General features: G+C 60.9%; 23 protein-coding genes. 3 read left to right on the top strand and 20 right to left on the bottom strand.

Annotation, left to right across the window (positions count from 1 at the left end):
- Nucleotides 1-41: 41 nt before the first annotated feature.
- From AC56LN_RS09150 to AC56LN_RS09075, 16 genes are all read right to left on the bottom strand, one after another.
- A complete protein-coding gene (locus tag AC56LN_RS09150; RefSeq protein WP_499571114.1) occupies nt 42-470 on the bottom strand; it encodes a CoA-binding protein in 429 nt (142 codons plus the stop codon).
- A gap of 244 nt (nt 471-714) precedes the next feature.
- Nucleotides 715-1,137, bottom strand: coding sequence for a F0F1 ATP synthase subunit epsilon (locus AC56LN_RS09145; RefSeq protein ID WP_183554845.1), 423 nt, complete (start codon nt 1,135-1,137; stop codon nt 715-717).
- A gap of 27 nt (nt 1,138-1,164) precedes the next feature.
- Entirely contained in the window at nt 1,165-2,571 is a 1,407-nt protein-coding gene (gene atpD, locus AC56LN_RS09140; RefSeq protein WP_183554847.1) for a F0F1 ATP synthase subunit beta, read from the bottom strand.
- Between the two features lie 103 nt (nt 2,572-2,674).
- Nucleotides 2,675-3,550 carry a F0F1 ATP synthase subunit gamma gene (atpG, locus tag AC56LN_RS09135; RefSeq protein WP_183554849.1) on the bottom strand — a complete coding sequence of 292 codons (876 nt, stop codon included), beginning with the start codon at nt 3,548-3,550 and terminating at the stop codon, nt 2,675-2,677.
- A 56-nt stretch (nt 3,551-3,606) separates the two neighbouring features.
- Complete coding sequence (gene atpA / locus AC56LN_RS09130; RefSeq protein ID WP_183554851.1) at nt 3,607-5,148, bottom strand: F0F1 ATP synthase subunit alpha; 1,542 nt, start codon at nt 5,146-5,148, stop codon at nt 3,607-3,609.
- 68 nt (nt 5,149-5,216) lie between these two features.
- Nucleotides 5,217-5,750, bottom strand: coding sequence for a F0F1 ATP synthase subunit delta (locus AC56LN_RS09125; protein WP_343025778.1), 534 nt, complete (start codon nt 5,748-5,750; stop codon nt 5,217-5,219).
- Between the two features lie 2 nt (nt 5,751-5,752).
- Nucleotides 5,753-6,223, bottom strand: coding sequence for a F0F1 ATP synthase subunit B (locus AC56LN_RS09120; RefSeq protein ID WP_482896753.1), 471 nt, complete (start codon nt 6,221-6,223; stop codon nt 5,753-5,755).
- A 76-nt stretch (nt 6,224-6,299) separates the two neighbouring features.
- A complete protein-coding gene (gene atpE / locus AC56LN_RS09115) occupies nt 6,300-6,545 on the bottom strand; it encodes a F0F1 ATP synthase subunit C (RefSeq protein WP_183554857.1) in 246 nt (81 codons plus the stop codon).
- Between the two features lie 87 nt (nt 6,546-6,632).
- Complete coding sequence (atpB, locus tag AC56LN_RS09110) at nt 6,633-7,469, bottom strand: F0F1 ATP synthase subunit A (protein WP_499571111.1); 837 nt, start codon at nt 7,467-7,469, stop codon at nt 6,633-6,635.
- Nucleotide 7,470: 1 nt separating this feature from the next.
- Nucleotides 7,471-7,806 (bottom strand): ATP synthase subunit I, encoded by a 336-nt coding sequence (locus AC56LN_RS09105; RefSeq protein ID WP_343025780.1) that lies wholly within the window; start codon nt 7,804-7,806, stop codon nt 7,471-7,473.
- 262 nt (nt 7,807-8,068) lie between these two features.
- The gene (locus AC56LN_RS09100) at nt 8,069-8,947 is read right to left on the bottom strand and encodes a ParB/RepB/Spo0J family partition protein (RefSeq protein WP_482896752.1); all 879 of its coding nucleotides are present in this window, start codon (nt 8,945-8,947) and stop codon (nt 8,069-8,071) included.
- Nucleotides 8,948-8,970: 23 nt separating this feature from the next.
- Nucleotides 8,971-9,741 carry a ParA family protein gene (locus AC56LN_RS09095; protein WP_482896751.1) on the bottom strand — a complete coding sequence of 257 codons (771 nt, stop codon included), beginning with the start codon at nt 9,739-9,741 and terminating at the stop codon, nt 8,971-8,973.
- A gap of 165 nt (nt 9,742-9,906) precedes the next feature.
- On the bottom strand, nt 9,907-10,557 hold the full coding sequence (gene rsmG / locus AC56LN_RS09090; RefSeq protein ID WP_499571108.1) for a 16S rRNA (guanine(527)-N(7))-methyltransferase RsmG: 651 nt from the start codon (nt 10,555-10,557) through the stop codon (nt 9,907-9,909).
- Entirely contained in the window at nt 10,554-12,485 is a 1,932-nt protein-coding gene (gene mnmG, locus AC56LN_RS09085) for a tRNA uridine-5-carboxymethylaminomethyl(34) synthesis enzyme MnmG (RefSeq protein WP_499571106.1), read from the bottom strand. Before mnmG ends, rsmG begins: the two co-directional genes overlap by 4 nt.
- Nucleotides 12,486-12,685: 200 nt before the next feature.
- The gene (locus AC56LN_RS09080; protein WP_482896748.1) at nt 12,686-13,456 is read right to left on the bottom strand and encodes a sulfite exporter TauE/SafE family protein; all 771 of its coding nucleotides are present in this window, start codon (nt 13,454-13,456) and stop codon (nt 12,686-12,688) included.
- A 77-nt stretch (nt 13,457-13,533) separates the two neighbouring features.
- Entirely contained in the window at nt 13,534-14,319 is a 786-nt protein-coding gene (locus AC56LN_RS09075) for an alpha/beta fold hydrolase (RefSeq protein ID WP_499571601.1), read from the bottom strand.
- A 1,154-nt stretch (nt 14,320-15,473) separates the two neighbouring features.
- Between AC56LN_RS09075 and AC56LN_RS09070 the strand changes: the two genes are divergently transcribed.
- On the top strand, nt 15,474-16,241 hold the full coding sequence (locus AC56LN_RS09070; RefSeq protein WP_499571104.1) for a 5'-methylthioadenosine/adenosylhomocysteine nucleosidase: 768 nt from the start codon (nt 15,474-15,476) through the stop codon (nt 16,239-16,241).
- On the opposite strand, the gene ald is transcribed toward AC56LN_RS09070, so the two are convergent.
- Entirely contained in the window at nt 16,238-17,353 is a 1,116-nt protein-coding gene (gene ald, locus AC56LN_RS09065; RefSeq protein WP_499571102.1) for an alanine dehydrogenase, read from the bottom strand. The two genes, AC56LN_RS09070 and ald, sit on opposite strands and share 4 nt — an antisense overlap.
- A gap of 111 nt (nt 17,354-17,464) precedes the next feature.
- The gene (gene putA, locus AC56LN_RS09060; RefSeq protein WP_499571100.1) at nt 17,465-21,121 is read right to left on the bottom strand and encodes a trifunctional transcriptional regulator/proline dehydrogenase/L-glutamate gamma-semialdehyde dehydrogenase; all 3,657 of its coding nucleotides are present in this window, start codon (nt 21,119-21,121) and stop codon (nt 17,465-17,467) included.
- Between the two features lie 213 nt (nt 21,122-21,334).
- Between putA and AC56LN_RS09055 the strand changes: the two genes are divergently transcribed.
- The gene (locus AC56LN_RS09055) at nt 21,335-21,790 is read left to right on the top strand and encodes an Lrp/AsnC ligand binding domain-containing protein (RefSeq protein WP_183554882.1); all 456 of its coding nucleotides are present in this window, start codon (nt 21,335-21,337) and stop codon (nt 21,788-21,790) included.
- A gap of 15 nt (nt 21,791-21,805) precedes the next feature.
- On the opposite strand, the gene AC56LN_RS09050 is transcribed toward AC56LN_RS09055, so the two are convergent.
- Nucleotides 21,806-23,776 (bottom strand): PKD domain-containing protein, encoded by a 1,971-nt coding sequence (locus AC56LN_RS09050; protein ID WP_499571098.1) that lies wholly within the window; start codon nt 23,774-23,776, stop codon nt 21,806-21,808.
- Nucleotides 23,777-23,950: 174 nt separating this feature from the next.
- Nucleotides 23,951-24,904 carry a LysR family transcriptional regulator gene (locus AC56LN_RS09045; RefSeq protein WP_183554886.1) on the bottom strand — a complete coding sequence of 318 codons (954 nt, stop codon included), beginning with the start codon at nt 24,902-24,904 and terminating at the stop codon, nt 23,951-23,953.
- A 138-nt stretch (nt 24,905-25,042) separates the two neighbouring features.
- Between AC56LN_RS09045 and AC56LN_RS09040 the strand changes: the two genes are divergently transcribed.
- A complete protein-coding gene (locus AC56LN_RS09040; RefSeq protein ID WP_499571096.1) occupies nt 25,043-25,261 on the top strand; it encodes a hypothetical protein in 219 nt (72 codons plus the stop codon).
- Nucleotides 25,262-25,536: the final 275 nt, after the last annotated feature.

Raw genomic sequence — 25,536 nt, 5'->3', positions numbered from 1 at the left:
GCGACGATTGTAGCGCGAGGCGCAGGACCCCGCGCCGCTTTTCACGCGCCTGCCTGCAGGCTGCGGTGCTCGATCTTGATGCAGTGGTTCATCACCACGTCCAGGCCGGCGGCGCGCGCCAGATCAGCGGCAACCTGGTTCTCGATCTCGAGCTGCATCCACAGGCACCCTGCCCCCACGGCGATCGCATCGCGCGCGATCGGGCCGATGTCTTCCGACTTGCGGAAGCAATCGACGATGTCAATGCGCTGGCCGTTCTCTGCAAGCGAAGCGGCAGCGTCCTGCAGCGTGGCGAACACGGGCTCGCCGAGGATCGTCTCACCGGCATAGCTCGGATTCACTGGCAGGATGCGGTAGCCATGCTGCTGCAGGTAGGCGCCCACTTCGTGGCTGGCGCGGTCCGGCTTGTTCGACAGGCCGACGATGGCGATGGTGGTGCTTTCTTCGAGGATCTGGGCGATGGTGCGCATGGTGGCAGGCGGGTCGTTGGGATGTGATCAGCTTAGCAGGTTTGCCTTATTTACCCTGGCACCGCCGCCAGCCGTAGGGTGGACGGCTGTGCCGTCCACGCGTTCAAACCAACCCACGCCGTGGTGTACCGAGGCTGGTTGAACGCGTGGGCGGGAAACCCGCCCACCCTACGAACTTCAGGCGTACCAATGAAAAAAAGGCAGCCCGCAGGCTGCCTTTCTTGTTGCCAAGCTTGTACTAAGCTCAACGGCCTTTCGAACGCAGACGCTGGATCGCCGCCAACTGCGCAATTGCCGCGGCCATTTCGGCCTGGGCTTTTGCGTAGTCGATCTTCGACTCCTGATTCAGCATCAGGTCTTCAGCCTGCTTCTTCGCGGACGTTGCCTTCGCTTCGTCCAGGTCGGCGCCGCGGATTGCGGTGTCGGCCAGCACGGTCACGCCGTTCGGCTGCACTTCGAGGATACCGCCGGCGACGAAGACGAACTCTTCACCACCGCCGGCAACCTGGATGCGCACTGCGCCCGGGCGGATGCGCGTGATCAACGGGGTGTGCTTCGGGTAGATACCCAGCTCACCCGCTTCACCCGGCAACGCGACGAATTCGGCCTGGCCGGAGAAGATCTGCTCTTCGGCCGAGACGACGTCGACTTGAAATGTGTTTGCCATGTGTGTCTTTCAGTGGAAGAAAGCGACTTAACCAGCAGCCAGTTTCTTGGCTTTCTCGATAGCTTCCTCGATCGTGCCGACCATGTAGAACGCTTGCTCCGGCAGGTGATCTAGTTCGCCCGATGCGATCATCTTGAAGCCCTTGATCGTGTCTTTCAGCGAAACGTACTTGCCCGGCGCGCCGGTGAACACTTCAGCGACGTGGAATGGCTGCGACAGGAAACGCTGCATCTTACGAGCGCGTGCCACGACCAGTTTGTCTTCCGGTGCCAGCTCGTCCATGCCCAGAATCGCGATGATGTCACGCAGTTCCTTGTAGCGCTGCAGGGTGTTCTGCACGGCGCGCGCGGTGGCGTAGTGCTCTTCACCGACGACGAGCGGGTCCAGCTGGCGCGAGGTCGAATCGAGCGGGTCGACTGCAGGGTAGATACCCAGCGAGGCGATGTCACGCGACAGAACGACGGTCGAATCCAGGTGAGCAAAGGTGGTTGCCGGCGATGGGTCGGTCAAGTCATCCGCAGGGACGTAGACGGCCTGGATCGACGTGATCGAACCGGTCTTGGTCGAGGTGATGCGCTCTTGCAGACGGCCCATCTCTTCGGCCAGCGTAGGCTGGTAGCCCACTGCCGATGGCATACGACCCAGCAGTGCCGACACTTCGGTACCGGCCAGGGTGTAACGGTAGATGTTGTCGACGAAGAACAGAACGTCCTTGCCTTCATCACGGAACGCTTCCGCCATGGTCAGACCGGTCAGCGCGACGCGCAGACGGTTGCCTGGTGGTTCGTTCATCTGACCGTAGACCATTGCCACTTTCGAGTTGGCAGGGTTTTCCAGGTCGACGACTTTGGCATCGGCCATCTCGTGGTAGAAGTCGTTACCTTCACGGGTACGCTCACCCACGCCGGCGAACACGGACAGACCCGAGTGTGCCTTGGCGATGTTGTTGATCAGTTCCATCATGTTGACGGTCTTGCCGACGCCGGCGCCGCCGAACAGGCCGACTTTACCGCCTTTGGCAAACGGGCAGACCAGGTCGATGACCTTGATGCCGGTTTCCAGCAGGTCGGTCGATGGCGACAGTTCGTCGTAGGCTGGCGCGTCACGGTGGATCGACGCCATGCGCTCGTGGCTGACCGGACCGCATTCGTCGATCGGGTTGCCCAGCACGTCCATGATACGGCCCAGGGTCGGGGTGCCGACCGGGACCATGATTGGCTTGCCGGTGTTCTGGATCATCATGCCACGGCGCATGCCGTCCGAGCTGCCCAGAGCAATGGTACGGACCACGCCGTCGCCCAGCTGTTGCTGGACTTCCAGGGTCAGATCCGAGCCTTCCATTTTCAGTGCGTCGTACACTTTCGGCATGGCATTACGTGGGAATTCCACGTCAACCACTGCGCCGATACACTGAACGATTTTGCCATCAGCCATGTTCGTTCCTTCAGATATTTAGTTAAATTCTTTTTTGCTTTGATCGGTCGGGGACAGCGTAACGGGCCAGGCCCGCTTGACGCCATCCCCACGGGCGGCGCTGTTAAACAGCTGCGGCGCCCGACACGATCTCGGAGAGTTCTTTGGTAATCGCCGCCTGGCGGGTCTTGTTGTAGACCAGCTTGAGGTCGCTGATGACACTACCGGCGTTATCGCTCGCGGCCTTCATTGCGACCATGCGTGCCGATTGCTCGGACGCCAGGTTTTCTGCCACTGCCTGGTAGACCAGCGCTTCCACGTAACGCACCAGCAGTTCGTCGATGACGACCTGTGCTTCCGGTTCGTAGATGTAGTCCCAGCTGGTGGCGCCTGCATCGGCTTTCAGCGAATTGGCTGACAGCGGAAGCAGTTGCTCGACCACGGTTTCCTGTTTCATCGTGTTGATGAACTTGGTGTAGCACAGGTAGACAGCATCGAGCTTGCCTTCCTGGTACGCGTCCAGCATCACTTTGACCGGTCCAATCAGCTTGTCCAGTTGCGGTGCATCGCCCAGCTGCGTGGCTTGCGACACCAGCTTCATGCCGACACGGTTCAGGAAGCTCAGGCCCTTGTTGCCAATGGCAACTGCCTCGACGCGGTTGCCCGCCTGTTCCTGTTCGCGCGCCTTGACGGTTACCTGGCGCAGGATGTTGGTGTTCATGCCGCCGCACAGACCCTTGTCGGTCGTGACGACGATGAAACCAACTGCCTTTGCCTGCACGTCCTTGGCTTGCGCCATGAATGCGTGCGTGTACTCCGGGTTTGCAGTGGCCAGATTGGCGGTGATGTTACGAACCTTGTCACTGTAGGGACGGGCGGCGCGCATACGTTCCTGCGCCTTGCGCATTTTCGATGCGGCGACCATTTCCATCGCCTTGGTGATCTTCTTCGTATTCTCTACGCTCTTGATCTTGCCACGAATCTCTTTGCCTGCTGCCATGAGTCCTTACTCCTTCCAGGCACCGGCATCGCCATCAGGCGACGCCGGCCCACAGATTAATATGCGCCGGATTTCTTGAAATCAGCAACGGCCGCGGCCAGTGCTGCTTCGCCGTCTTTGTCCAGTTGCTTGGTTTCGTCGATCTTCGCCAGCAGCGCTGCATGGCCCGACTTCAGGAAGGCGTGCAGGCCGTGCTCGAATGGCAGCACTTTCTTGACTTCGATATCGTCCAGGTAGCCCTTGTTGACGGCGAACAGCGATGCGGCCATCAGCGAGGTCGACAGTGGCGAGAACTGTGGCTGCTTGAGCAGTTCGGTCACGCGCGCACCGCGGTCCAGCTGCTTGCGGGTCGATTCGTCCAGGTCCGATGCGAACTGCGCGAACGCAGCCAGTTCACGGTACTGGGCCAGGTCGGTACGGATACCGCCGGACAGGTTCTTGATGACTTTGGTCTGGGCAGCACCACCGACGCGCGACACCGAGATACCGGCGTTAATCGCAGGACGGACACCGGCGTTGAACAGCGACGTTTCCAGGAAGATCTGGCCGTCAGTAATCGAGATCACGTTGGTCGGCACGAATGCCGAGACGTCGCCAGCTTGCGTTTCGATGATCGGCAGTGCGGTCAGCGAACCGGTCTTGCCGGTCACGGCGCCGTTGGTGAACTTCGACACGTAGTCGGCGTTCACGCGTGCTGCGCGCTCGAGCAGGCGGCTGTGGAGGTAGAACACGTCGCCAGGATACGCTTCGCGGCCTGGTGGACGGCGCAGCAGCAGCGAGATCTGGCGGTAGGCAACTGCCTGCTTCGACAGATCGTCGTACACGATCAGTGCGTCTTCGCCGCGGTCGCGGAAGTATTCGCCCATCGCGCAGCCCGAGTAGGCCGAGATGTATTGCATGGCGGCCGATTCCGACGCCGATGCAGCAACAACGATGGTGTACTCCATCGCGCCGTGCGTTTCCAGCGAGCGCACGATGTTCTTGATGGTCGATGCTTTCTGACCGATCGCGACGTACACGCAGGTCACGCCCTGACCTTTTTGGTTGATGATCGCGTCGACTGCAACAGCCGATTTACCGGTCTGGCGGTCACCAATGATCAGCTCACGCTGGCCACGGCCGATCGGCACCATGGCGTCGATCGATTTGATACCGGTCTGCATTGGCTGCGAGACCGATTCACGCGCGATAACGCCTGGCGCAATCTTTTCGATTGGCGAGGTCAGCTTGGCGTTGACAGGACCCTTGCCGTCGATCGGCTGGCCCAGTGCATTGACCACGCGGCCGCACAGTTCAGGACCGATCGGCACTTCCAGAATACGGCCGGTGGTCTTGACGATGTCGCCTTCCGAGATGTGCTCGTAAGCACCCAGGATGACCGAGCCGACCGAGTCGCGCTCGAGGTTCATGGCCAGGCCAAAGGTGTTGCCTGGGAATTCCAGCATCTCGCCCTGCATCACGTCCGACAGACCATGGATGCGGCAGATACCGTCGGCGACCGAGATCACCGTGCCTTGATTGCGAACGTCAGCCGAACTTTCGAGGCCCTGGATCCGGCTCTTGATCAGTTCGCTGATTTCAGATGGGTTAAGTTGCATGCTTGCTAACTCCAATTATAGTTTCTTGATGCGTAGGGCAAGGGCGAGTCGCCGGCGGTGCGATGTCGTTAGTTGGCCAGCGCAACGTGCATCCGTTGCAGCTTGGCGCGAACCGAGGTATCGAGCACTTCGTCACCGACGACCACGCGCACACCACCGATCAGCGAAGGATCCACTGTTACCGTTGGGTTGAGCTTGCGGCCAAATTTCTTTTCCAGCGTGGCGACCAGCTGCGCCAGCTGGTCGGCCGAGATCTCGAACGCGCTATGGATCATCGCATCGGCAGCGCCCTCGTTCGCGTTTTTCAGGAGCGCAAACTGGGTGCTGATCTCGGGCAGCAGGTTGATGCGGCCATTCTCGGCCAGCATCGCGATAAAGTTCTTCGCTTCAGCATTCAGCGGCGACTTGACCAGGGACGCAATCGTGTCCGCCAGTTGTGCGTGCGTGACGATCGGGTTGCTGGCGAAGGTCTGCACGTCGGCACTGGCGCCAATCTGGCCCAGTTCCGACGCGATGGCCGAGTACGCGTTCATGTCGCCGGTTTGGGCGACACGGAACAGCGCTTCGGCGTAGGGGCGGGCGACGGTTGCGAGTTCTGCCATGATCAGAGCTCGGTCGACAGTTGCGACAGCAGGTCAGCGTGGGCCGCTGCGTTCACTTCACGCTTCAGGATCTGCTCGGCGCCGGCAACCGCGAGGGCGGCAACCTGGCCACGCAGTGCTTCGCGTGCGCTGTTGACTTGCTGCTCGGCGTCAGCCTTGGCGGCGGCAACGATACGCGCGCCTTCGTCAGCGGCGGTACGCTTGGCTTCTTCGATGATCGCAGCAGCGCGCTTTTCAGCGTCGTTGATGCGCTTCTGGACTTCGTCACGGGCGCCAGCCAGTTCGGTCTGGACACGCTTTTCAGCAGCAGCCAGATCGGCCTTGCCACGGTCTGCAGCAGCCAGGCCACTTGCAATCTTCGCGGCGCGCTCATCGAGCGCCTTCATCAGTGGCGGCCACACGAATTTCATCGTGAACATCGCCAGGATAAAGAAGACCACGAACTGGACAAACAACGTTGAGTTGATGTTCACGGTTTTTTCCTTCTTACAGAAACACGGATGCCGAACCAGAACTGGTTCGGCCCTTCAAGACAGCGAGAAGCGCGTCTTAGACTGGAACGAACGGGTTAGCGAACGCGAACAGCATGGCGATACCAACACCGATCAGGAACGCAGCGTCGATCAGACCAGCCAGCAGGAACATCTTGGTCTGCAGGGTGTTCATCAGTTCTGGCTGACGTGCGCTGGCTTCCAGGTACTTACCGCCCATGATTGCGATACCGATACAAGCACCGATAGCGCCCAGGCCGATGATCAAACCGCAAGCCAGTGCAACAAAAGAAAGGTCAGTCATGTGTAACTCCAAAAGTTAAATTGAAAACTAGATTAAAAACTACAACTTCTTTACAACCACTATCTGTTTCGATGCTTGCGGCGCCGATCAGTGGCCTTCGTGAGCCTGACCGAGGTAGACCAGCGTCAGCATCATGAAGATGAATGCCTGCAGGAATACGATCAGGATGTGGAAGATCGCCCAGATGGAACCAGCAATGATGTGGCCAACGACACCGAATGCGGTAGCCGATGCACCCAACAGTGCGATCAAGAGGAACAGCAGCTCACCGGCAAACATGTTGCCGAACAGTCGCATACCGAGCGACACCATTTTTGCTGCGTATTCGATGATATTCAGAAGCAGGTTGAACGGCGCCATCCAGATGCCGAACGGTGCTGCCAGCAGTTCGTGGATCCAGCCGCCGAAGCCCTTGATCTTGATGCCGTAGTAGATCATCAGGACCAGCACGCCCAACGAAATGCCGATGGTGCCGTTGATGTCGGCGGTCGGGACCACGCGGTGATACGGGAACAGGTGCTCGACGCCCAGGGCGGCGAAGGCCGACGAGAACATGTCGACTGGCAGGAAGTCGAGGCAGTTCATCAGGGCGACCCAGACGAACACGGTCAGTGCGGCTGGCGCGATGAAGCTGCGGTCGCCATGCACGATCGACTTGGCCTGGTCATCGACCATTTCAAACAGCATCTCGACGGCAGCCTGGAAACGGCCCGGCACGCCGGCGGTGGCCTTGCGCGCCGCGCTCCACAGGATCAGCGAACCAACGATACCCATTGCGATCGACCAGAACACGGTGTCCAGGTTGATCACGGAAAAGTCGACCGGGCCATTCTGATGGCCAGTCGACAGGTGGCCGAGGTGGTGCCGGATATATTCTGATGCGGTGGGCGCGTGGGCTGCGCCGTCTACGGTTGGAGTCGCCATGTCATTGCCTAAATAATAAGAATATGTAACTTTTCAGCGCCACGATGATTCCGGCGACCAATGCCAGCCAGTTCAGATCGCGGTACAGCCACGCCGTCGCGCCCAGGAGCGCCAGCGTCAATGCAATCTTTATAAATTCCCATATGAAAAATGTCGCAGGGTTCGCCGTGCCACTCGCTGACGAGGCAAACAGGCGCACTGCCATGATTCCGTTGGGCACGACGCAACTCAAACCGCCAAGTACCGCAGAAAACGCCGCAGGCCATCCCCCCAGTAATCCGGCGATGATGCCGACGAGAACTGTTGCAATCAACTGCAGGGAAACGATGCGCAGCATATTTTTATCGGTCTTCGCGCTGGCGCAGTGGACGTGCTACGTGGTGGTAATTACATGAATCGCCGGAATTATAAGTGGTTATACGGATGTGAGTCAAACGATTCCCTACTTATAACTGTGCTGTAAAGATGACGAAAATGTGACACGTTGCAGGTGGATAGGGCATTATTTTCAACAACTTAACGCCAGATGGTGTAGGCAGCGGGTGTCACATTGCAGGGTAGTCCAGTCAGCGGCCACCCTGCCTGCAACCCGCTCGCGCTCAGGCGCGCAGCCGGGCCAGCACGCCGTCGAGGATGTCGAGGTCGGCGAAATCGATGATCATCTGGCCCCTGCCCTTCGGGCCCATCTTGAACACGACCGGCGTTGCCAGCTTGTCCGACAGTTCTTCTTCGAGGCGCACGATGTCGCCCGACTTGTCTTTGGCACGGGCGGCTTGCGCCGGGGCGTTATGCTCATCAAGCGCGCGCGAGACGAGTTTTTCCGTTTCGCGCACCGACAGGCGCTTGGCGATCACCTGGTTGGCCAGCGTGATCTGGTGCGCGCTGTCCACCGCCAGCAAGGCACGGGCGTGACCCATGTCGATGTCGCCGGCCATCAGCATCGTCTGCACCGGCTGCGCGAGGTTGATCAGGCGCAGCAGGTTCGAGACCGCGCTGCGCGAGCGACCGACAGCGCCGGCCGCCTGTTCGTGCGTGAAATTGAAATCCGAAATCAGGCGGTTGATGCCCTGCGCTTCTTCGAGCGGGTTCAGGTCTTCGCGCTGGATGTTCTCGATCAACGCCATCGCAGCCGCTGCCTGGTCGTCGACGTCGCGCACCAGCACCGGGATTTCATCCAGGCCCGCCATCTGCGCCGCGCGGAAGCGCCGTTCGCCGGCAATGATTTCGTACGGCGTCGTGCTGCCCGGTGGTAACGGGCGCACGAGGACCGGTTGCATGATGCCCTGGGTCTTGATCGATGCAGCCAGTTCCGACAGGCTCACTTCGTCCATGCGCGTGCGGGGCTGGTACTTGCCGGCCTGGATCTGCGTCACGGCGAGCACGGACGGCGTGTTCGGCATGGCCGGTGCGGCGTCCAGGTCGCCGCCGAGCAGGGCGTCGAGGCCGCGGCCCAGTCCCTTGAGTTTTTTGGTTGCCATCTCTTTGTCAGCTTTATGATTGATTACATGGTCTTGATGCGCTGGACCATCTCGGCGCCGAAGGCGATGTACGCCTGTGCGCCTTTCGAGGACGGATCGAACGTCACGCCGGGGATGCCGTACGACGGCGCCTCGGCCAGCCGCACATTGCGCGGGATGATCGTCTTGAAGACCTTGTCGCCGAAGTGCTGCTCGAGCTGGCCCGAGACCTGTTGCGACAGCGTCATGCGCGGATCGAACATCACGCGCAGCAGACCGATGATCTTCAGGTCGGTGTTCAGGTTGGCGTGGACCTTCTTGATCGTGTTGACCAGGTCGGACAAGCCTTCGAGTGCATAGTATTCGCACTGCATCGGGATGATCACGCCGTCGGCGGCGCACAGGCCGTTCAGTGTCAGCAGCGACAGCGCGGGCGGACAGTCGACCAGGATGAAGTCGTAGTCATCCGCCACCGCCGCCAGTGCTTCCTTCAGGCGCCGCTCGCGGTTCTCGAGCGCGACCATCTCGACTTCGGCGCCGGCCAGCTCGCGGTTGGCCGGCAGTACATCGAAGCGCCCTGCTTCCGAGCGCACCCGCGCCGTGGCCACATCCGACTCGCCCAGCAGCACCTGGTAGATCGACGCGGCCAGCTCGGCCTTGTTGATGCCCGCGCCCATCGTGGCATTGCCTTGCGGGTCGAGGTCGACCAGCAGCACGCGCTGGTTCAGTTTGGCCAGGCCTGCCGACAGGTTGACGCTGGTGGTGGTCTTGCCTACGCCACCCTTCTGGTTCGCAACGCAAAAAATCTTCGCCATCTTTCCCTTTCCTGGATGCGACTACAAGGCATCATATCGTTCATATCGTAAAACCGTTGCAATGGTTTATATGAGATAAACGATATAAACTGTTTATACGATTAATACAGTTATTACGATTAGTACAGTTGTTACGATTTATATCGTATGTACTTCCGGTATGTTTTATTTGGTGCGCTCGATGAATACCAGATGTCGCTCTGCCTGCAGCCTTGGCACCCACAACGGTTGCAGATCCACCACTTTCCAGTCCTGCGGCAGGCGCTCGCGCTCTTCGCTCGGCGCCACGCCTTTCAGGGCGATGAATTTGCCGCCCTCGGCCAGCAGATGGCCGGACCAGTTGACGAAGTCGGACAGGTCGGCAAATGCGCGTGATGTGATCACGTCGAATTTGTCATCCACAACCAGGTCCTGCACCTTCATCGTGTGCACGCTGACATTGGTCAGCTTCAGTTCTGCCTTCACCTGATTCAGGAACGCGGTTTTCTTGTGCACCGTGTCGATCATCGACACCTTCATGTCTGGCCGCACGATGGCCAGCACGATGCCCGGCAAACCGCCCCCTGCTCCCACGTCCAGCACATTGCAGGCATCGGCAAATGCCGGCACCGCAGCCAGGGAGTCGAGCAGATGGTGCGTGACCATCTGCTGCGGATCGCGCAGCGACGTCAGGTTATAGACGGCGTTCCATTTGTTCATCAGGGCCAGGTAGCCCATCAGCTGGGTCTGCTGTTCGGACGTGACATCCAGCGTCATGTCCTTGATGCCCTGCTCCAGCACGGCCGCCAGTGCATCATGATCGAAGTTGTATTTCATTCGGCCACCTCGGCAACAGTCGTGGCAAAACCTTTGGCGCCGCGCTTTTTCAGCGTCACCAGCAGCAGCGAGATCGCGGCCGGGGTCACGCCGGAAATGCGGGACGCCTGGCCCAGCGTTTCTGGCCGCTGCTTGTCGAGTTTCTGGCGTACTTCGAACGACAGCGCTTCGATATCCAGGTAGTTCAAGTTCTCCGGCAGCTTCATGTTTTCGTAGTGATCGTGACGCTCGACTTCGCGCGCCTGGCGATCGATGTAGCCCGAATACTTCAGTTGAATCTCGACCTGTTCCTTCACGGCGGGATCCTCGACGCCCGGGCCGGCCAGGCTCTGGCCTTCGAGACCGCTCATCGTCATCAGCGTGTCGTAGTTCACGCCCGGTCTGCGCAGCAGATCGGCCAGGTTGTATTCGTGCTCGAGCGGCTGGCCGACAATGCGTTCTGATTCGGCCGCTGCCAGGATGCGCGGATTTACCCACACCGAGCGCAGGCGCTCGAGTTCGCGCGCGACGGATTCGCGCTTGGTCTCGAACGCTTCCCAGCGCGCATCGTCGACCAGGCCGAGGCTGCGGCCGATTTCTGTCAGGCGCATGTCGGCATTGTCTTCGCGCAGCGACAGGCGGTATTCGGCGCGGCTGGTGAACATGCGGTACGGTTCGGCCACGCCCTGCGTCGTGAGGTCATCGACCAGCACGCCGAGGTAGGCTTCCGAGCGACCCGGCGTCCAGGCATCCTTGCCCTGGGTTTGCAGCGCCGCGTTCAGGCCGGCGAGCAGACCTTGCGCTGCCGCTTCTTCGTAGCCGGTGGTGCCGTTGATCTGGCCGGCGAAGAACAGGCCCTTGATCGACTTGGTTTCCAGCGATGCCTTCAGGCCGCGCGGATCGAAGTAATCGTATTCGATCGCATAACCGGGCCGCAGGATGAACGCGTTTTCCATGCCACGCATCGAGCGCACCAGGGCCAGCTGCACGTCGAATGGCAGGCTGGTCGAGATCCCGTTCGGATAGAACTCGTTGGTCGTCAAGCCTTCCGGCTCGAGGAAGATCTGGTGCGATTCCTTGCTGGCGAAGCGGTGGATCTTGTCTTCGATCGACGGGCAGTAGCGCGGGCCGACGCCTTCGATCACGCCGGTGTACATCGGGCTGCGGTCAAGTCCGGCCCGGATGATGTCATGCGTGCGTTCGTTGGTGTGCGTGACCCAGCATGGCACCTGCTTCGGATGCATCGCCACATTCCCCATGTACGAGAAGACCGGCACCGGATCGAGGTCACCCGGCTGCTCGGTCAGCAGCGAAAAGTCGATGCTGCGACCATCGATGCGCGGCGGCGTGCCGGTTTTCAGGCGGCCCTGCGGCAGCTTGAGTTCCTTCAGGCGCGCCGAGAGCGAGGTCGCCGGTGGATCGCCCGCGCGACCGCCGGCATAATTTTGCAAGCCGACGTGGATTTTGCCATCAAGGAAAGTACCCGCCGTCAGCACAACGGCGCGCGCGCGGAAGCTCAGACCCACCTGAGTAACGGCGCCGACGACGCGATCACCCTCGACGATCAGGTCTTCGACTGCCTGCTGGAACAGCCACAGGTTCGGCTGGTTCTCCAGGCGCGAACGGATCGCTGCCTTGTACAGGACGCGGTCAGCTTGCGCGCGGGTTGCGCGTACGGCTGGGCCTTTCGAGGAATTCAGAATCCGGAACTGGATCCCGGCTTCATCCGTTGCGATGGCCATCGCGCCACCGAGGGCGTCGACCTCCTTGACCAGATGTCCTTTTCCGATGCCGCCGATGGACGGATTGCAGGACATGGCGCCAAGGGTTTCAATATTGTGGGTCAGCAGCAGTGTCTTTTGACCGGTGCGTGCAGACGCAAGTGCAGCTTCGGTGCCGGCATGGCCGCCGCCGACGACGATGACGTCGAATTCAGTAGGAAATAGCATGATGGGATGTGAGGCGAGGAGACTAATGCGCGATTATAGATTCTTTTCCGCTGCCAGATTCTTTGACCGCGAGAAAACGACGAATTTTGTTTCACGTGGAACGTTGACGCGTTTTTAGTACGTCGATTGTTTCACGTGGAACGTCCAAAGAAAAAGCCGGCGTCAGCCGGCTTGCATTGTTTCACGTGGAACAATGGGCGCTACCAACCCAGTTTTGTGAACGCATCGTAGGCGGTCTTCACAATCAGCGCGCTGACGACAAACAGGAATACCTTGCGCACAAAGCCGCTGCCATACTTGAGCGCGAGCCGTGTACCTGACAACGAACCCGCAATCTGGCAACCAGCCATCAACAAGCCGAGCTGCCACAAAATGTGGCCGCTGTAGCCGAACCACATGAGCGCGGAAAAATTGCAGGCGACGTTGACAATCTTGGCTGCGGCGGAGGCGCTGAGGAAATCGAATCCAAAAAACCGTACGAACAGGAAGATCAGGAAGCTGCCGGTGCCAGGGCCAAAGAACCCATCGTAAAACCCGATCGCAGCGCCGATGCCGATCGCCCAGTAACGTTCGGCCAGCCCGCTATGCATCGGCGCGTGCACCGAGCCCAGGTCTTTCTTCTTGAACGTGTAGACCGCCACCGCGACCAGGATGATCGGCAATAATGCACGCACGAAATCGGCGGGTACCCGGGTCACGGTCCAGGCGCCAGCGAAGGACAGCACGAATGCGGCGGCAGCGGCCGGCGCGGCCGTACTCCAGGCCACGCGCACGCGACGCGCGTATTCGACCGCAGCCGACCCGGTGCCAAAGATTGCTGCAAACTTGTTGGTGCCGAGAATGGTTGCCGGAACTTCCTTCGGCAACAACGAGAACATGGCAGGAAGCTGGACCAGGCCGCCGCCGCCAACAACGGCATCAACCAGGCCAGCGGCGAACGCAGCGCCGCCAAGCCAGACAACATCAATCATGGAAGAATTCAGGAGGAATGTACGAGACGCAATTTTACGGCATGCGGTATGTACTCACCCGAGAATACGGCTGACACTCAGACAATCGGCGACTTCACGAAATCGAGCAGCAATGCGTTCAGGCGATCCGCGCCAGATAGCTGCAGCCAGTGACCAACCCCATCGATGCGTTCATACCGAAAACCGGCAGGACACTGCTCACGCGAATCAAGCATCTGTTGCTCCCCAAGGGCCGGATCGTGTTCGCTCCAGACACCCATCACCGGCACATTGACTGGCAGCCAGGTTCGCGCCGATGACGGCTTGAAATTGGCGCGGTAATAATTCAGTGCTGCCGTCAGGCGACCTGGCGGCGCAAGTGCCGCGATCCAGATCTCTTGCTGTTCACGGCTGCGGATCATTTTTCGCAGTGCGGCCCAATCCCCTGCTTTCAGCAATGCTTCTGCGACCACGGGCGTTTTGAACACCAGCATGTACCAGAAGCGCAGTTTCTGGCCGAGACCTGACGCTGCAATTGCCTTGGGATGGCCGACCGATAACGCGGCGTATCGCACAATACGTTGCGGCGCATGCATGGCCAGGTGCCAGCCGATCAATGCACCCCAGTCGTGACCGACGATGACGGCCTTCTCGATTCCCAGCGCATCCATCAATCGCAGCACATCATCGGCCAGGAACGACACGGCGTAAGCGCCAACGTCCTGCGGCATATCCGTCTTGCCGTAGCCACGCAGGTCGGGCGCAATCACACGCAATCCCGCGGCAGCAAGCGCAGGAATCTGGCGGCGCCAGATCTCGTGTGTATCGGGGAAACCGTGCAGCAGGATGACGGGTGGACCGTCGCCAGCTGTCACGTAGTGCATGTTCAGGCCATTGACCCTGGCGTACAGCGACGTGATTTCCATGCGGTTCCCCTTGGCGCTGACTCGATGAAACACAGCTTACCAGAACGTAAACGCCTGTCCAGACCCCACCTGTGGATAAGCAAATGGATATCCACAGGTACGGTTTGTGCAGAACTACGCTTTTGTACATAAGCGAAAATCTTGTCCAGATTTACCACCAGGAAGCCGGGCAACTAGTGCACTGGCTTATGCGCACTGTAAGTGGATGATTTTGTTCTCGTTAACCGGGTTGTCCACAGAAGCTGCCTGCCCTTACTTATTACTATCAATGTTGTATACAGTAATTGGTTGTAAACCTGAGATGCCTGTTTTAAAAAAAAATTTCTGACGTGGCAGATCAACCCCGTCCAGTGTTGCCAAACCTGATTGCAGGTCTGTGGAGAACCCGCTGCATATCCACAGGGCAGAATGTGCACAAACCCGTTTTGCAAGACGTCCGGCATTTCTATCCACCTTTGCTGCACGACGATCCGCATGGTTCTCCAGTCAGTTGGCGACCAGGTAAACCATTGATGTTGTGGAAAAATACTCGCTTATCCACAGAATGTGCCGCGTTTACTATTACTACTATTTTGTATACAAGCCTTTAAGTAAACAAACTGCATAACTTGCGCGCTGAACATCCAGAGCCAGCAACCCGACTGCAGATCGTCCTGAAAACGTTTTTCAAAAAAAAAGTGCACGTGGCCTCGACGATCTGCTGACAGATCAAACAGACCAGCCGCTCCGTTCACCGGAAACCAGCGCCAGGCCTGATGAGCTTGTGGACAAGCCGCTGCATATCCACAGCATCAGATGTGCAGAACCCGGACTTTTTCACCCATCCCATTTTTTGTCCCCGATCCGTGCCTGACTCACGCAAGCGTTGTCCCGCTCAAAAAAGCGCATTTAACGCGCTGATTCTGTTGAGAAAACCAGGCTTATCCACAAAAATTCACGCGTTTACTTACTACTACTAAATTTGTATACAGATCTCTTAATTAAATAAGCAAACAACGTGCACGCAAAAAAAAGCGTTTTCCAGAACGACCATTCAGGTCACGATATTTGTCTCCAATGCCTGGCAATGCTGTGTACAATCCGGCGCTTATGCACAACGGCCCAGTAAAAAAATGCGTTTAGGCATCATCAGCGCGTTGCACGAAGAACAGGCAGGGCTCGTGGAAGCCTTGCAAGGGCCCGCCACGCTCATCCATGGCCGGCGTGAGTACTTTCTCGGACAGCTATGGGGAATCGACGCCGTGTGCGTCCTGTCGCGAATTGGGAAGGTTGCTGCCGCTATGACGGCGACAACGCTTGTGGAGAAGTTCGGAGTTACCCACATCCTGTTCACGGGCGTGGCTGGTGCCGGGGATTCGACGATCAGTGTTGGCGACATCGTGGTGGCCGAATCGCTGGTCCAGCACGACATGGATGCCAGTCCTTTGTTTCCGCGCTTCGAGGTGCCACTGACCGGGAAAACCCATTTTCAGCCGGACGCCCGGCTGTCGCTGCGGGTGTCCAGTGCAGCGCATGCATTTCTCGACGACGACCTGGCGCATGTGATCGCCTCGGCGGACCGCACCACATTTGGCTTGAACCAGCCGCGCGTGCACCGTGGCCTGGTGGCCAGCGGCGACCAGTTCGTGCATGACGCGGCGCGGATCAATGCAATGAACAACGCGCTGCCTGGCCTCGTGGCCGTGGAAATGGAAGGCGCTGCAGTGGCGCAGGTGTGCCACGAACTGGACGTGCCGTTTGCCGTCATCCGCGCAATCTCGGATAACGCCAACGAACACGCGGCGCACGACTTCATGGGCTTCGTCAAGACCGTGGCCGCGCAGTACGCGTTTCACATCACCCGGCGCCTGTGCCGGGATCTGGCCCAGGCGCCGCTCTAGTCCAGCAGCGACCCGGCCGCGACGTAGTCGTAACCCAGCGCACGCGCCACGGCCTCGAACGTGACCTTGCCCTGGCAGACATTCAGGCCCTGGCGCAGGTGAACATCGTCCGCCAGCGCGCGCCGCCAGCCTTTGCCGGCCAATGCGAGCGCGTGGCCGATCGTGGCGTTGTTCAGTGCGAAGGTGGACGTGCGTGCCACTGCACCAGGCATGTTCGCCACGCAGTAATGCACCACGCCATCGACGACGAAGGTCGGATCGGCGTGGGTGGTGGCGTGGGACGTTTCAAAGCAGCCGCCCTGGTCGATCGCCACGTCGACCACCACTGCGCCCTTTTTCATGCGTGACACCATGCTGCGCGTGACGAGCTTTGGCGCTGCAGCACCCGGCACCAGCACACCGCCGATCACCAGGTCGGCCGAGAGCACGGCTTCTTCGAGCGCCTGCGCGCTGGAATGCAGCGTGGCGATGCGGTTGCCAAACACCAGATCGAGCTGGCGCAGGCGATCGACGTTCTTGTCGAGCACCGTCACCCGCGCGCCCGTGCCGACGGCCATCTGCAGCGCATTGGTGCCCACCACGCCGGCGCCGATGATGACGACGTGGCCCGCGGCCACACCCGGTACACCGCCCAGCAGCAGGCCCATTCCGCCCCTGGATTTCTCCAGATGCGCGGCGCCCGCCTGAATCGACATGCGCCCCGCCACCTCGCTCATCGGCGCGAGCAGCGGCAAGCCGCCGCCCGGGCCGGTCACCGTCTCATAGGCGATGCAGACGGCCCCTGAACGCACCAGGGCTGCCGTTTGTTCGGGATCGGGCGCCAGGTGCAGGTAGGTGAAGAGGATCTGGCCTGAGCGCAGCATCGCGCATTCGGCTGCCTGCGGCTCCTTGACCTTGACGATCATGTCAGCCTGCGCAAACACTTCCTGCGCGCTCGCCACGATACTGGCGCCGGCCGCGACGTAGTGCGCGTCGGGCAAGCCGATCTCGTTGCCGGCGCCCTGCTGGACGATTACCTGGTGGCCTTGCACCACCAGTTCATGCACCGACGCCGGCGTGAGGCCGACGCGGTATTCGTTGTTCTTGATTTCGGTTGGAACGCCTACAAGCATGGTGAGTCTCCTTGTTGTTGGTATGGTCCCTGCGACTGCCCTTGATGCTCCTGCTGGTTGAGTGCGTGTCAGAAAGCACATCGGCGACCGAAGTCGCCGATGTGGTGTGCATTACAGGCCCAGCGTCATCAGGCTGGCGTTACCGCCGGCCGCTGTCGTATTGACGCAGACGGCACGTTCGGCCACCAGGCGCCACAGGTCGATCGCTGCCAGTGGTTCGGTATCGACCACCCCGATGATAGCGCCGCTGCGCGCTGCCAGTTGCGTGCGCAGCGAGCCGGCCAGGCCCGATTCGACCAGGGCGAGCGCGAACTCGCCCGCATCCACCTCGTCCTTGCCGATGAAGCGCACGCGTTCCTTGACCGCCTGCGGCAGGTTGGCCGGGATCGCCTCCGGCGACGTGGTCAGCACCAGTGCACGGTTGCCGGTGGCCAGCGCAGCTGCCACTTGATTGAGCAGGCCTGACGGCGTGCCCGATGCGCACAGCACGACGCCGCGCGGCGTGAACGACAGGCGATTGCGCTCGCCGGTCGGTCCCGGCAAGTCAATTGACACGCCATTCAGCGACGTGCGCGCATAGCCCTCTGCCAGTGCCACCACGGGTTGCTGGTCACTCATGCGCAGCCAGGCGATCAGCGCTTCGAGCGCGGTGTCAGGCTGACGGACGTGGTCCATCAATGGCGCCGCGCCGCGCTGCAGGCGCTTGATGTACAACGGGCCGCCGGCTTTCGGACCGGTGCCGGACTTGCCTTCGCCACCGAACGGCTGCACGCCGACAACCGCGCCGACGATATTGCGGTTGACGTAGATATTGCCGACGTGGGCATGGCTGACGATGTAGTCGATCGTTTCATCGATGCGTGAGTGCACGCCCAGCGTCAGGCCGAAGCCGGTGGCATTGATCGACGCGATCACCTTCGGCAGATCGGCGCGGCGGTAGCGCACGATGTGCAGGACCGGGCCGAACACCTCTTGCTTGAGTTCCGACAGCGACGCAATCTCGAGCACCGTCGGCGGCACGAACGTGCCGCAGCTGGTGATGGCGGTCGGCAGCTCGAGCGCGAAGTGGCTGCGCGCCGTGGCCTTGGTGCGCTCGATGTGCGCCAGCAGGTTGCGCTGCGCTTCTGCATCGATGACCGGGCCGATATCGGTTGCCAGGCGATCCGGGCTGCCCACGCGCAGTTCCTGCATCGCGCCCTTGAGCATCTTGATGGTCTTGTCGGCGATATCTTCCTGCAGGAACAGCACGCGCAGCGCGGAGCAGCGCTGGCCGGCCGAATCGAAGGCCGAACTCAGCACATCGCCCACTACCTGTTCGGGCAGCGCCGACGAATCGACGATCAGCGCATTCTGGCCACCCGTTTCGGCCACCAGCGGAATGTCGATGCCTTCCTGTTCCGCGCGTTTGGCCAGCGTGCGGTTGATCAGCTGCGCGACCTCGGTCGAGCCGGTGAAGATCACACCCTTGATGCGGCTGTCGGCCGTCAGCGCGGCGCCGACGACTTCACCGCGGCCCGGCAGCAGTTGCAGCGCAGCGCGCGGCGTGCCGGCCTCGAGGAACAGCTCCACCGCGCGGTGGGCGATCAGCGGCGTCTGCTCGGCTGGCTTGGCCAGCACCACGTTGCCGGCCGCCAGTGCGGCGGCGACCTGCCCCGTGAAGATCGCCAGCGGGAAGTTCCATGGGCTGATGCAGCTGACCGGGCCCAGTGCCTGGACGCCTGACTGAAGGTTTGCAGCGCGGATCTGCACCGCGTAATAGCGCAGGAAGTCGACCGCTTCGCGCAGTTCGGCAATCGCGTTCGGCAGCGACTTGCCGGCTTCGCGCACGGCCAGGGCCATCAGCTCGACACCATGCTGTTCAAACAGGTCGGCGGTGCGTTCGAGGATCGCGGCGCGCTCCGCCGTGCCGGTGGCGGCCCATTCGCCGGCAAAGGCACTGGCCGCTGCCAGCGCGGCGTCGACATCGGCGCGCGAGGCTTCCTGCACCAGGCCGACGATATCGGCCGACTGGGCCGGGTTGACCACGTTGGCAAGCGGGCCGGCGTCGACCTTTGCTGCGGTCAGCGGTGCAGCGACATGGCGGCGCTGTTGCGACAGGCCATTCGCCAGCTGGCCCAGGATGTCTTCGTTGACCAGGTCCATGCCGGCGGAGTTCTTGCGCTCGCTGCCGAACATGTCCACGGGCAGTGCAATTGCCGGATGCGGCTTGCCGCCGCTGGCGCGGGCAGCCTCGAACGGATCAGTGATCAGGGTGTTGATGGCGACGCTCTCGTCGACGATCTGGTTCACGAACGACGAGTTGGCGCCGTTTTCCAGCAGGCGGCGCACGAGGTAGGCCAGCAGCGTTTCGTGCGAACCCACCGGTGCGTAGATACGGCAAGGCTTGTCGAGGTTCTTGCTGCCCACGACCTGGTCGTACAGCGTTTCGCCCATGCCGTGCAGGCACTGGAATTCGTAGTTGCTGATATTACCCAGGCGCGCCCAGGTATAGATGACCGACAGCGTGTGCGCGTTGTGGGTGGCGAACTGCGGGTACAGGATGTCGGCCGCGCCGAGCAGCTTGCGTGCGCAGATCAGGTAAGACACGTCGGTGTGGACCTTGCGCGTGTACACCGGATAGCCGGGCATGCCGTCGACCTGGGCGCGCTTGATCTCGGCGTCCCAGTAGGCGCCCTTGACCAGTCGCACCATGAACTTGCGGCCGCTTCGCTTGGCCAGGTCGATCACATAATCGATCACGTACGGGCAGCGTTTCTGGTACGCCTGCACCACCAGGCCAATGCCTTCGAAGCCGGCCAGCTCGGGGTCGAACGCCAGCACCTCGAGCATGTCGAGCGAGATCTCGAGGCGGTCGGCTTCTTCGGCGTCGATATTGATGCCGATGTCGTAGCGCTTGGCCAGCAGCACGAGGCTGCGCACGCGCGGCAGCAGTTCGCCCATCACGCGCGCGGACTGCGCGCGGCTGTAGCGCGGGTGCAGCGCCGAAAGCTTGATCGAGATGCCCGGGCCGTCCTTGATGCCGCGGCCATTCGAGGCCTTGCCGATCGCATGGATCGCCTGCTCGTACGATGCGTAGTAATGTTGCACATCGAGTTCGGTCAGCGCCGCTTCGCCCAGCATGTCGTACGAGTAGCGGTAGCCGCGCGTTTCGTTCTCGCGGCTGTTTTTCAGCGCCTCATCGATGGTCTGGCCGGTGACGAACTGGTTGCCCAGCATGCGCATCGCCATGTCGACGCCCTTGCGGATCAGCGGTTCGCCGCCCTTGGCGATCATGCGCGTGAGCGCCGAGCCCAGGCCTTGCTCGCTATTGGTCGAGACCAGCTTGCCGGTGATGAGCAGCCCCCAGGTGGCCGCGTTGACGAACAGTGATGGCGACTCGCCCAGGTGCTTGCGCCAGTCGCCCTTGCTGATCTTGTCGGCGATGAGGCGGTCCGCCGTTTCGCTGTCCGGAATGCGCAGCAGTGCTTCAGCCAGGCACATCAATGCCACGCCTTCTTCGGATGACAGCGAGAATTCGTGCATCAGGGCGTCCACGCCCGACGAGCGGGTGCGTTTTTCACGCACGGCAGCAACCAGGCGGTGCGCCAAGGCCTGGGCATCATGGCTGGCGCCGGAACCCTGGGCCAGCAGCCACTGCACTGCCTCGGTTTCATCGCGGCGGTAGGCGGCCGTGATGGCGGCGCGCAGGGGAGTCTGGTCGCGTTTGATTTCAGCGTGAAGGGCGTCGAACGGAACGAAGGTGGAGGCCGGGTGAGCAGCAATCTGCATGGCTATCTAGTCAAAAGAAAAATACACAACGAGGGCCACCGCACAGCAAAAGCGCCGTGCTGTTCGTAACAGCCGGCGCAGATTGGAACTTGGTGGAAATGATTCGATTGTAGAAGGATTTCTTCTGGATTTATTCTGGATTTAACCGATACTGGCAATAGATAGTTTTTGATGCGACAATCTGACCAAATAAAATTTATAAGGAGAGATAGCATGCTCGACAAGATTAGCAAAAAGATTCTGGCCGAGTTGCAGAACGACGGCCGCATCAGCAACGTCGAACTGGCGGCGCGCGTCAACTTGTCGCCGGCAGCCTGTCTCGAACGTGTGCGCAAGCTGCACGAATCCGGTTACATCATGGGCTACACCGCCCAGCTCAACCCGCAGTTGCTGGACGTGTCGCTGCTGGTGTTCATCGAAGTCGTGCTCGACCGCACCACACCTGAAGTGTTCGATGCCTTCAAGCAGAGCGTGCAGATGATTCCCGAAGTGCTCGAATGCCATATGGTGGCCGGCGGCTTCGACTACCTGGTGAAGGCGCGTGTGAAAGACATGGCAGCCTACCGCGAATTTCTGGGCAAGACGCTGCTGCAGAAAGGTGTGCGCGAGACGCACACCTATGCGGTGATGGAAGAAGTGAAGAATTCCACCAAGCTGCCGATTCGCTGAGTTATTTGCTATTTGCTATTGCTGGCCAGCCTGGCCAGTCTGACCCGTCAGGCGTAAAGCGCCGCGGTACAGGATGTCGGCTGGGAGCGCTTGCGCGGCCTGCTTGGCGTCCTGATCCATATCCTGCTGCGTATGGGCGCCGCGGCCTGCTTCGAACACTGCCTTGCGCAGCGCCCCCACCCCAGCCGCTTCTTCGATGCGCACCGCCATCCTGCTGGCGCTGGCTGGCTCGGCGCCCTCACCCGCCACGGCATCGATCACGAAGCGGTAACCGGGGCGATTGTCCAGTTGGCCCGTCCCTTCCAGTGTGATCCGGTTGCCATCGCGCGCGACCCGATCAAGCGTTGTACCCATGAACGACGTGCTGCCCAGCAGACGAAACACGAACGGCGTATCGCCCCCGGTCTTGAGCGTGAGTGGCGCTGCCAGCCGGAACAATGTTCTGGCAGCGGGCGCATTGACGCGGCTGCCGGCGCCCACGCCCGATGGCAGCATACCTTCACCCATCACCTGCGCGCCGTCGAGAAAGCCGACCCGGACCAACGCAGACATCGTCGTACGCCTGCGCCCCGAATCGGTGACGATCACGGTCGCGCGGTAATCCCCTGCAAACGCATATATGTGTTCAGCCTGCACCGTACCGGCGCCATTGCGCCCGCGCACGACCGCCGGCAGCGGCCCGCCGCCATCGCCCCAGTCAACAGTGGCGCTATGGGTATCGCTTGCATTGCGGTCGCGAAATGACAGCGTGAGCCTGGCAAGCTCTTTCTCGCGCAGCGCCGGTATTTGCAGCGGGCCCAGCACCGGCGCATCGGTACCGCTGCCAGCGCAGCGCAGGAACACCAGGCCGGCGTTCGATTGGGCCAGGATGTCGCCGTTGGCGGCAATACCCAGCCCTTCGGTCACCACCAGCCCTGCTGGCGCGTTGTGCAGGCGCAGATTTAGATCGGTTGCCACGCCCGTGCGCGACCAGCGATACGCGCGGCCTTCGTCGAGCATGCCGGAGCGGACCAGGCCCACGCTCACGCCATCATCGTTCAGAGCGTTGGCCTCGGACGTGAACATGCCCGCCGGGTGCAGGCTGAGAAAGCCGCGCGCACGCGAATAACGGAAGGCGCGAAACTCGTTCGTGGTCGGGCCCCGCACTGCGCCGATGACCTCACCCGCTTCGTTGAGTGTGGCCGGATAGGCGGCATTGATGCTGACTGCCGCCTTTCCCGGGCTTGACAGGAAGAAGCCCCGGGTCGCCGCGTCGACGATGCGCCATCCGAGAACGTCGCCCTGGTTATTGATGCGGATACCGTAGGCGCTGCGTGCCCCGAACGTTCCCAGATTCGTTGGCCGGCCGTCCGCGTTCCAGACCAGCGTGGTCGTGCTGCCATTGACAGCGCTGCCCGAGCCGACAACGGCATCGAGATCGTTGATACCGTAGGCAGCGCCTGGCACGAAGCCGGTGACGCCGGGTAGTGTCGACAGGCGATTTGCCGAGTTCCAGCGCACTGCACGCACGCTGCTGTTGTCGCTGGACGTGGCGGACAGGCCGGCGATCTGGCCATGTTCGTTGATCGCGTCCAGCGAGGCGTATTCGCGCGCATTGAGCGACGGTAGCACGACCCGGCCCCGCGCGGCCGACCAGCGCAACGGCTGGTACCGCAGGCCGCCGGGGCTTTGCGCATCAAGGAAGCGTGCGTTGAAAATCACTGCACCCTGTTCGTTCAGACCGCCGACAAACGTACGGTCATTGCCCGGAGGACTGATATCGACAATACGATCGCCATCGAAGAACGCCACTTGTGTGCGATCTTGCGGACCCAGGTACTCGAATGCCGCCTGACCTTGTGCATTGACAAAGCCGTTGTAGCTCGTCGGTGGGGCGAGATTGACGATGCTGTAGAGATCACCACCAGCGCGCTCGCTGCCAGTGGCACCATCGGCGACGGCCGCCCTGGCGCCACCCGGTAGCGCAAGCATGAATAGCAGCAGCATTGCAAACACCCTGTTTGGGCCCGTCGATAAATTGCGCATCGTCATCTCCATGTATGCACGGATGCGGTATGCACCGTGCATGACTATTCTGGAACGTGACGAATCGTGCAGGACGATCTGGCGCAAATTCGGTGGGGGAACGGTGGCGCGTGCGCGCCACCTGGGGTTACGACGTCAGACGACCTTGCGCACGCCGCCCTTGGAGGCGCTTTCGGCCATGCCTTCGAGGTTCTTGCGCAACCAGCGGTGCGCCGGGCTGCGGCCGTCGCGTTCGTGCCACAGCATGTCCAGGTGGACCGCCGGCAGCTGGAGTGGCAGTTCTTTCCAGATCAGCACATCGGCCATGCCGGTCGAGACCAGCAAGTGCTTCGGCAATACGGTGATCAGGTCCGAGTTGGCCACCACCCGGCCAGCCGTGAAGAACTGGTTTACCGTCAGCAGGATGCGCCGTTCGCGGCCCATCTGGCCCAGTGCTTCGTCCACCAGACCATGGGCGCGCCCCGAGAAGCTCACCAGCAGGTGGTTCGCCTTGCAATACGTGTCGAGATCGAGTTTTTCCTTGGCCAGCGGGTGATCCTTGCGCATCACGCACACGTACACGCCGGAATACAGCCGTTCGTGGCGGATCGGCGAGCCGGTTTCGTACGAGAGCTGCGCCGCGACACCAGGGAAGAAGCCCACTGCCAGGTCGATGTCGCCGCGCAGCAGCATCGGCCGGGGCTCACGCGTGGTCAGCGGCACCATGCGGATGTTCACGCCGGGCGCCTCGCCTTCGATCGAGCGCATCAGTGACGGCAGCCACAGGGCAGCAGTGGCATCGGCCATCGCCATCCGGAACGTTGCCTGCGCCTTGGAGACATCGAATGTTTCCGGCATCACCGCTGCTTCGAGCGCTGCCAGGGCCTGCCGCACGGCTGGCCACAATGCTTCGGCACGCGGTGTCGGCTTGACACCGTAGGCGGTGCGGATCAGGAGTTCGTCACCCAGGCTTTCACGTAATCGCTTGATGGCATTCGAGACAGCAGGCTGGGTCATGGCCAGGTGGCCGGCGGCGCGCGTCAGGTTCTGCTCGGTCATGACGGCGTCGAACACGCGCAGCAAATTCAGGTCAAGCGTCAGAAAGCTCATGGGATTCGGGGAAAAACTGTCGTGAATACAAGTGTACCTCAACTCATTCACAAACAGTATAAGGGCCATCAGCGATGGGAATTAGATTTATATGTTGCGATGCACTAGAGTTATCCACAATTACAGAACGAGTACATCATGTCTTCCACCGCAACCCTGGTTCAATCCGTCAACGCAGTCCCATACAGCCTGTTGTTCAGCCTGACCGTCTATCTCGCCCTGTTCGGCGGGATTGCCCTGTTCTTCCGGCCGCTGCTGGTGGGTATCGGCCGCGCGCTGTATCTGACAGTGCGCCCGCGTCCCGGCAAGTCGGCGGTGCAGGGCACCACCGCGTCGAGGCCGCCAGAATCGGCGTGATGACGCGCCCTCGCTGATCAGCTTTCCCCTACTCTCGCAAACGCGGCGCCGGACACGGTAGCCGCGTTTTTTTTCGCCGGTTGCTTCGTAACCCGGAAAAGAATGCCCAACTGTGCTGTTTTTCAGGGTGACTCGGTGTCACCTGACTTTTCACGACCTCAGTATTTGACAAAGTTCACATAGAATTACATAAGATCGAGATGTTGAAAACGAATTTGAATGAAATTGAACGATGATACCTGCGTTATAGCATCTTTATGACGATTTTTACGCAA

The sequence above is a fragment of the Telluria sp. ZT3P26 genome, from assembly GCF_059686035.1.
The sequence above is the reverse complement of the archived record's forward strand: the minus strand, read 5'-3'. Positions and strand labels throughout refer to the sequence as shown.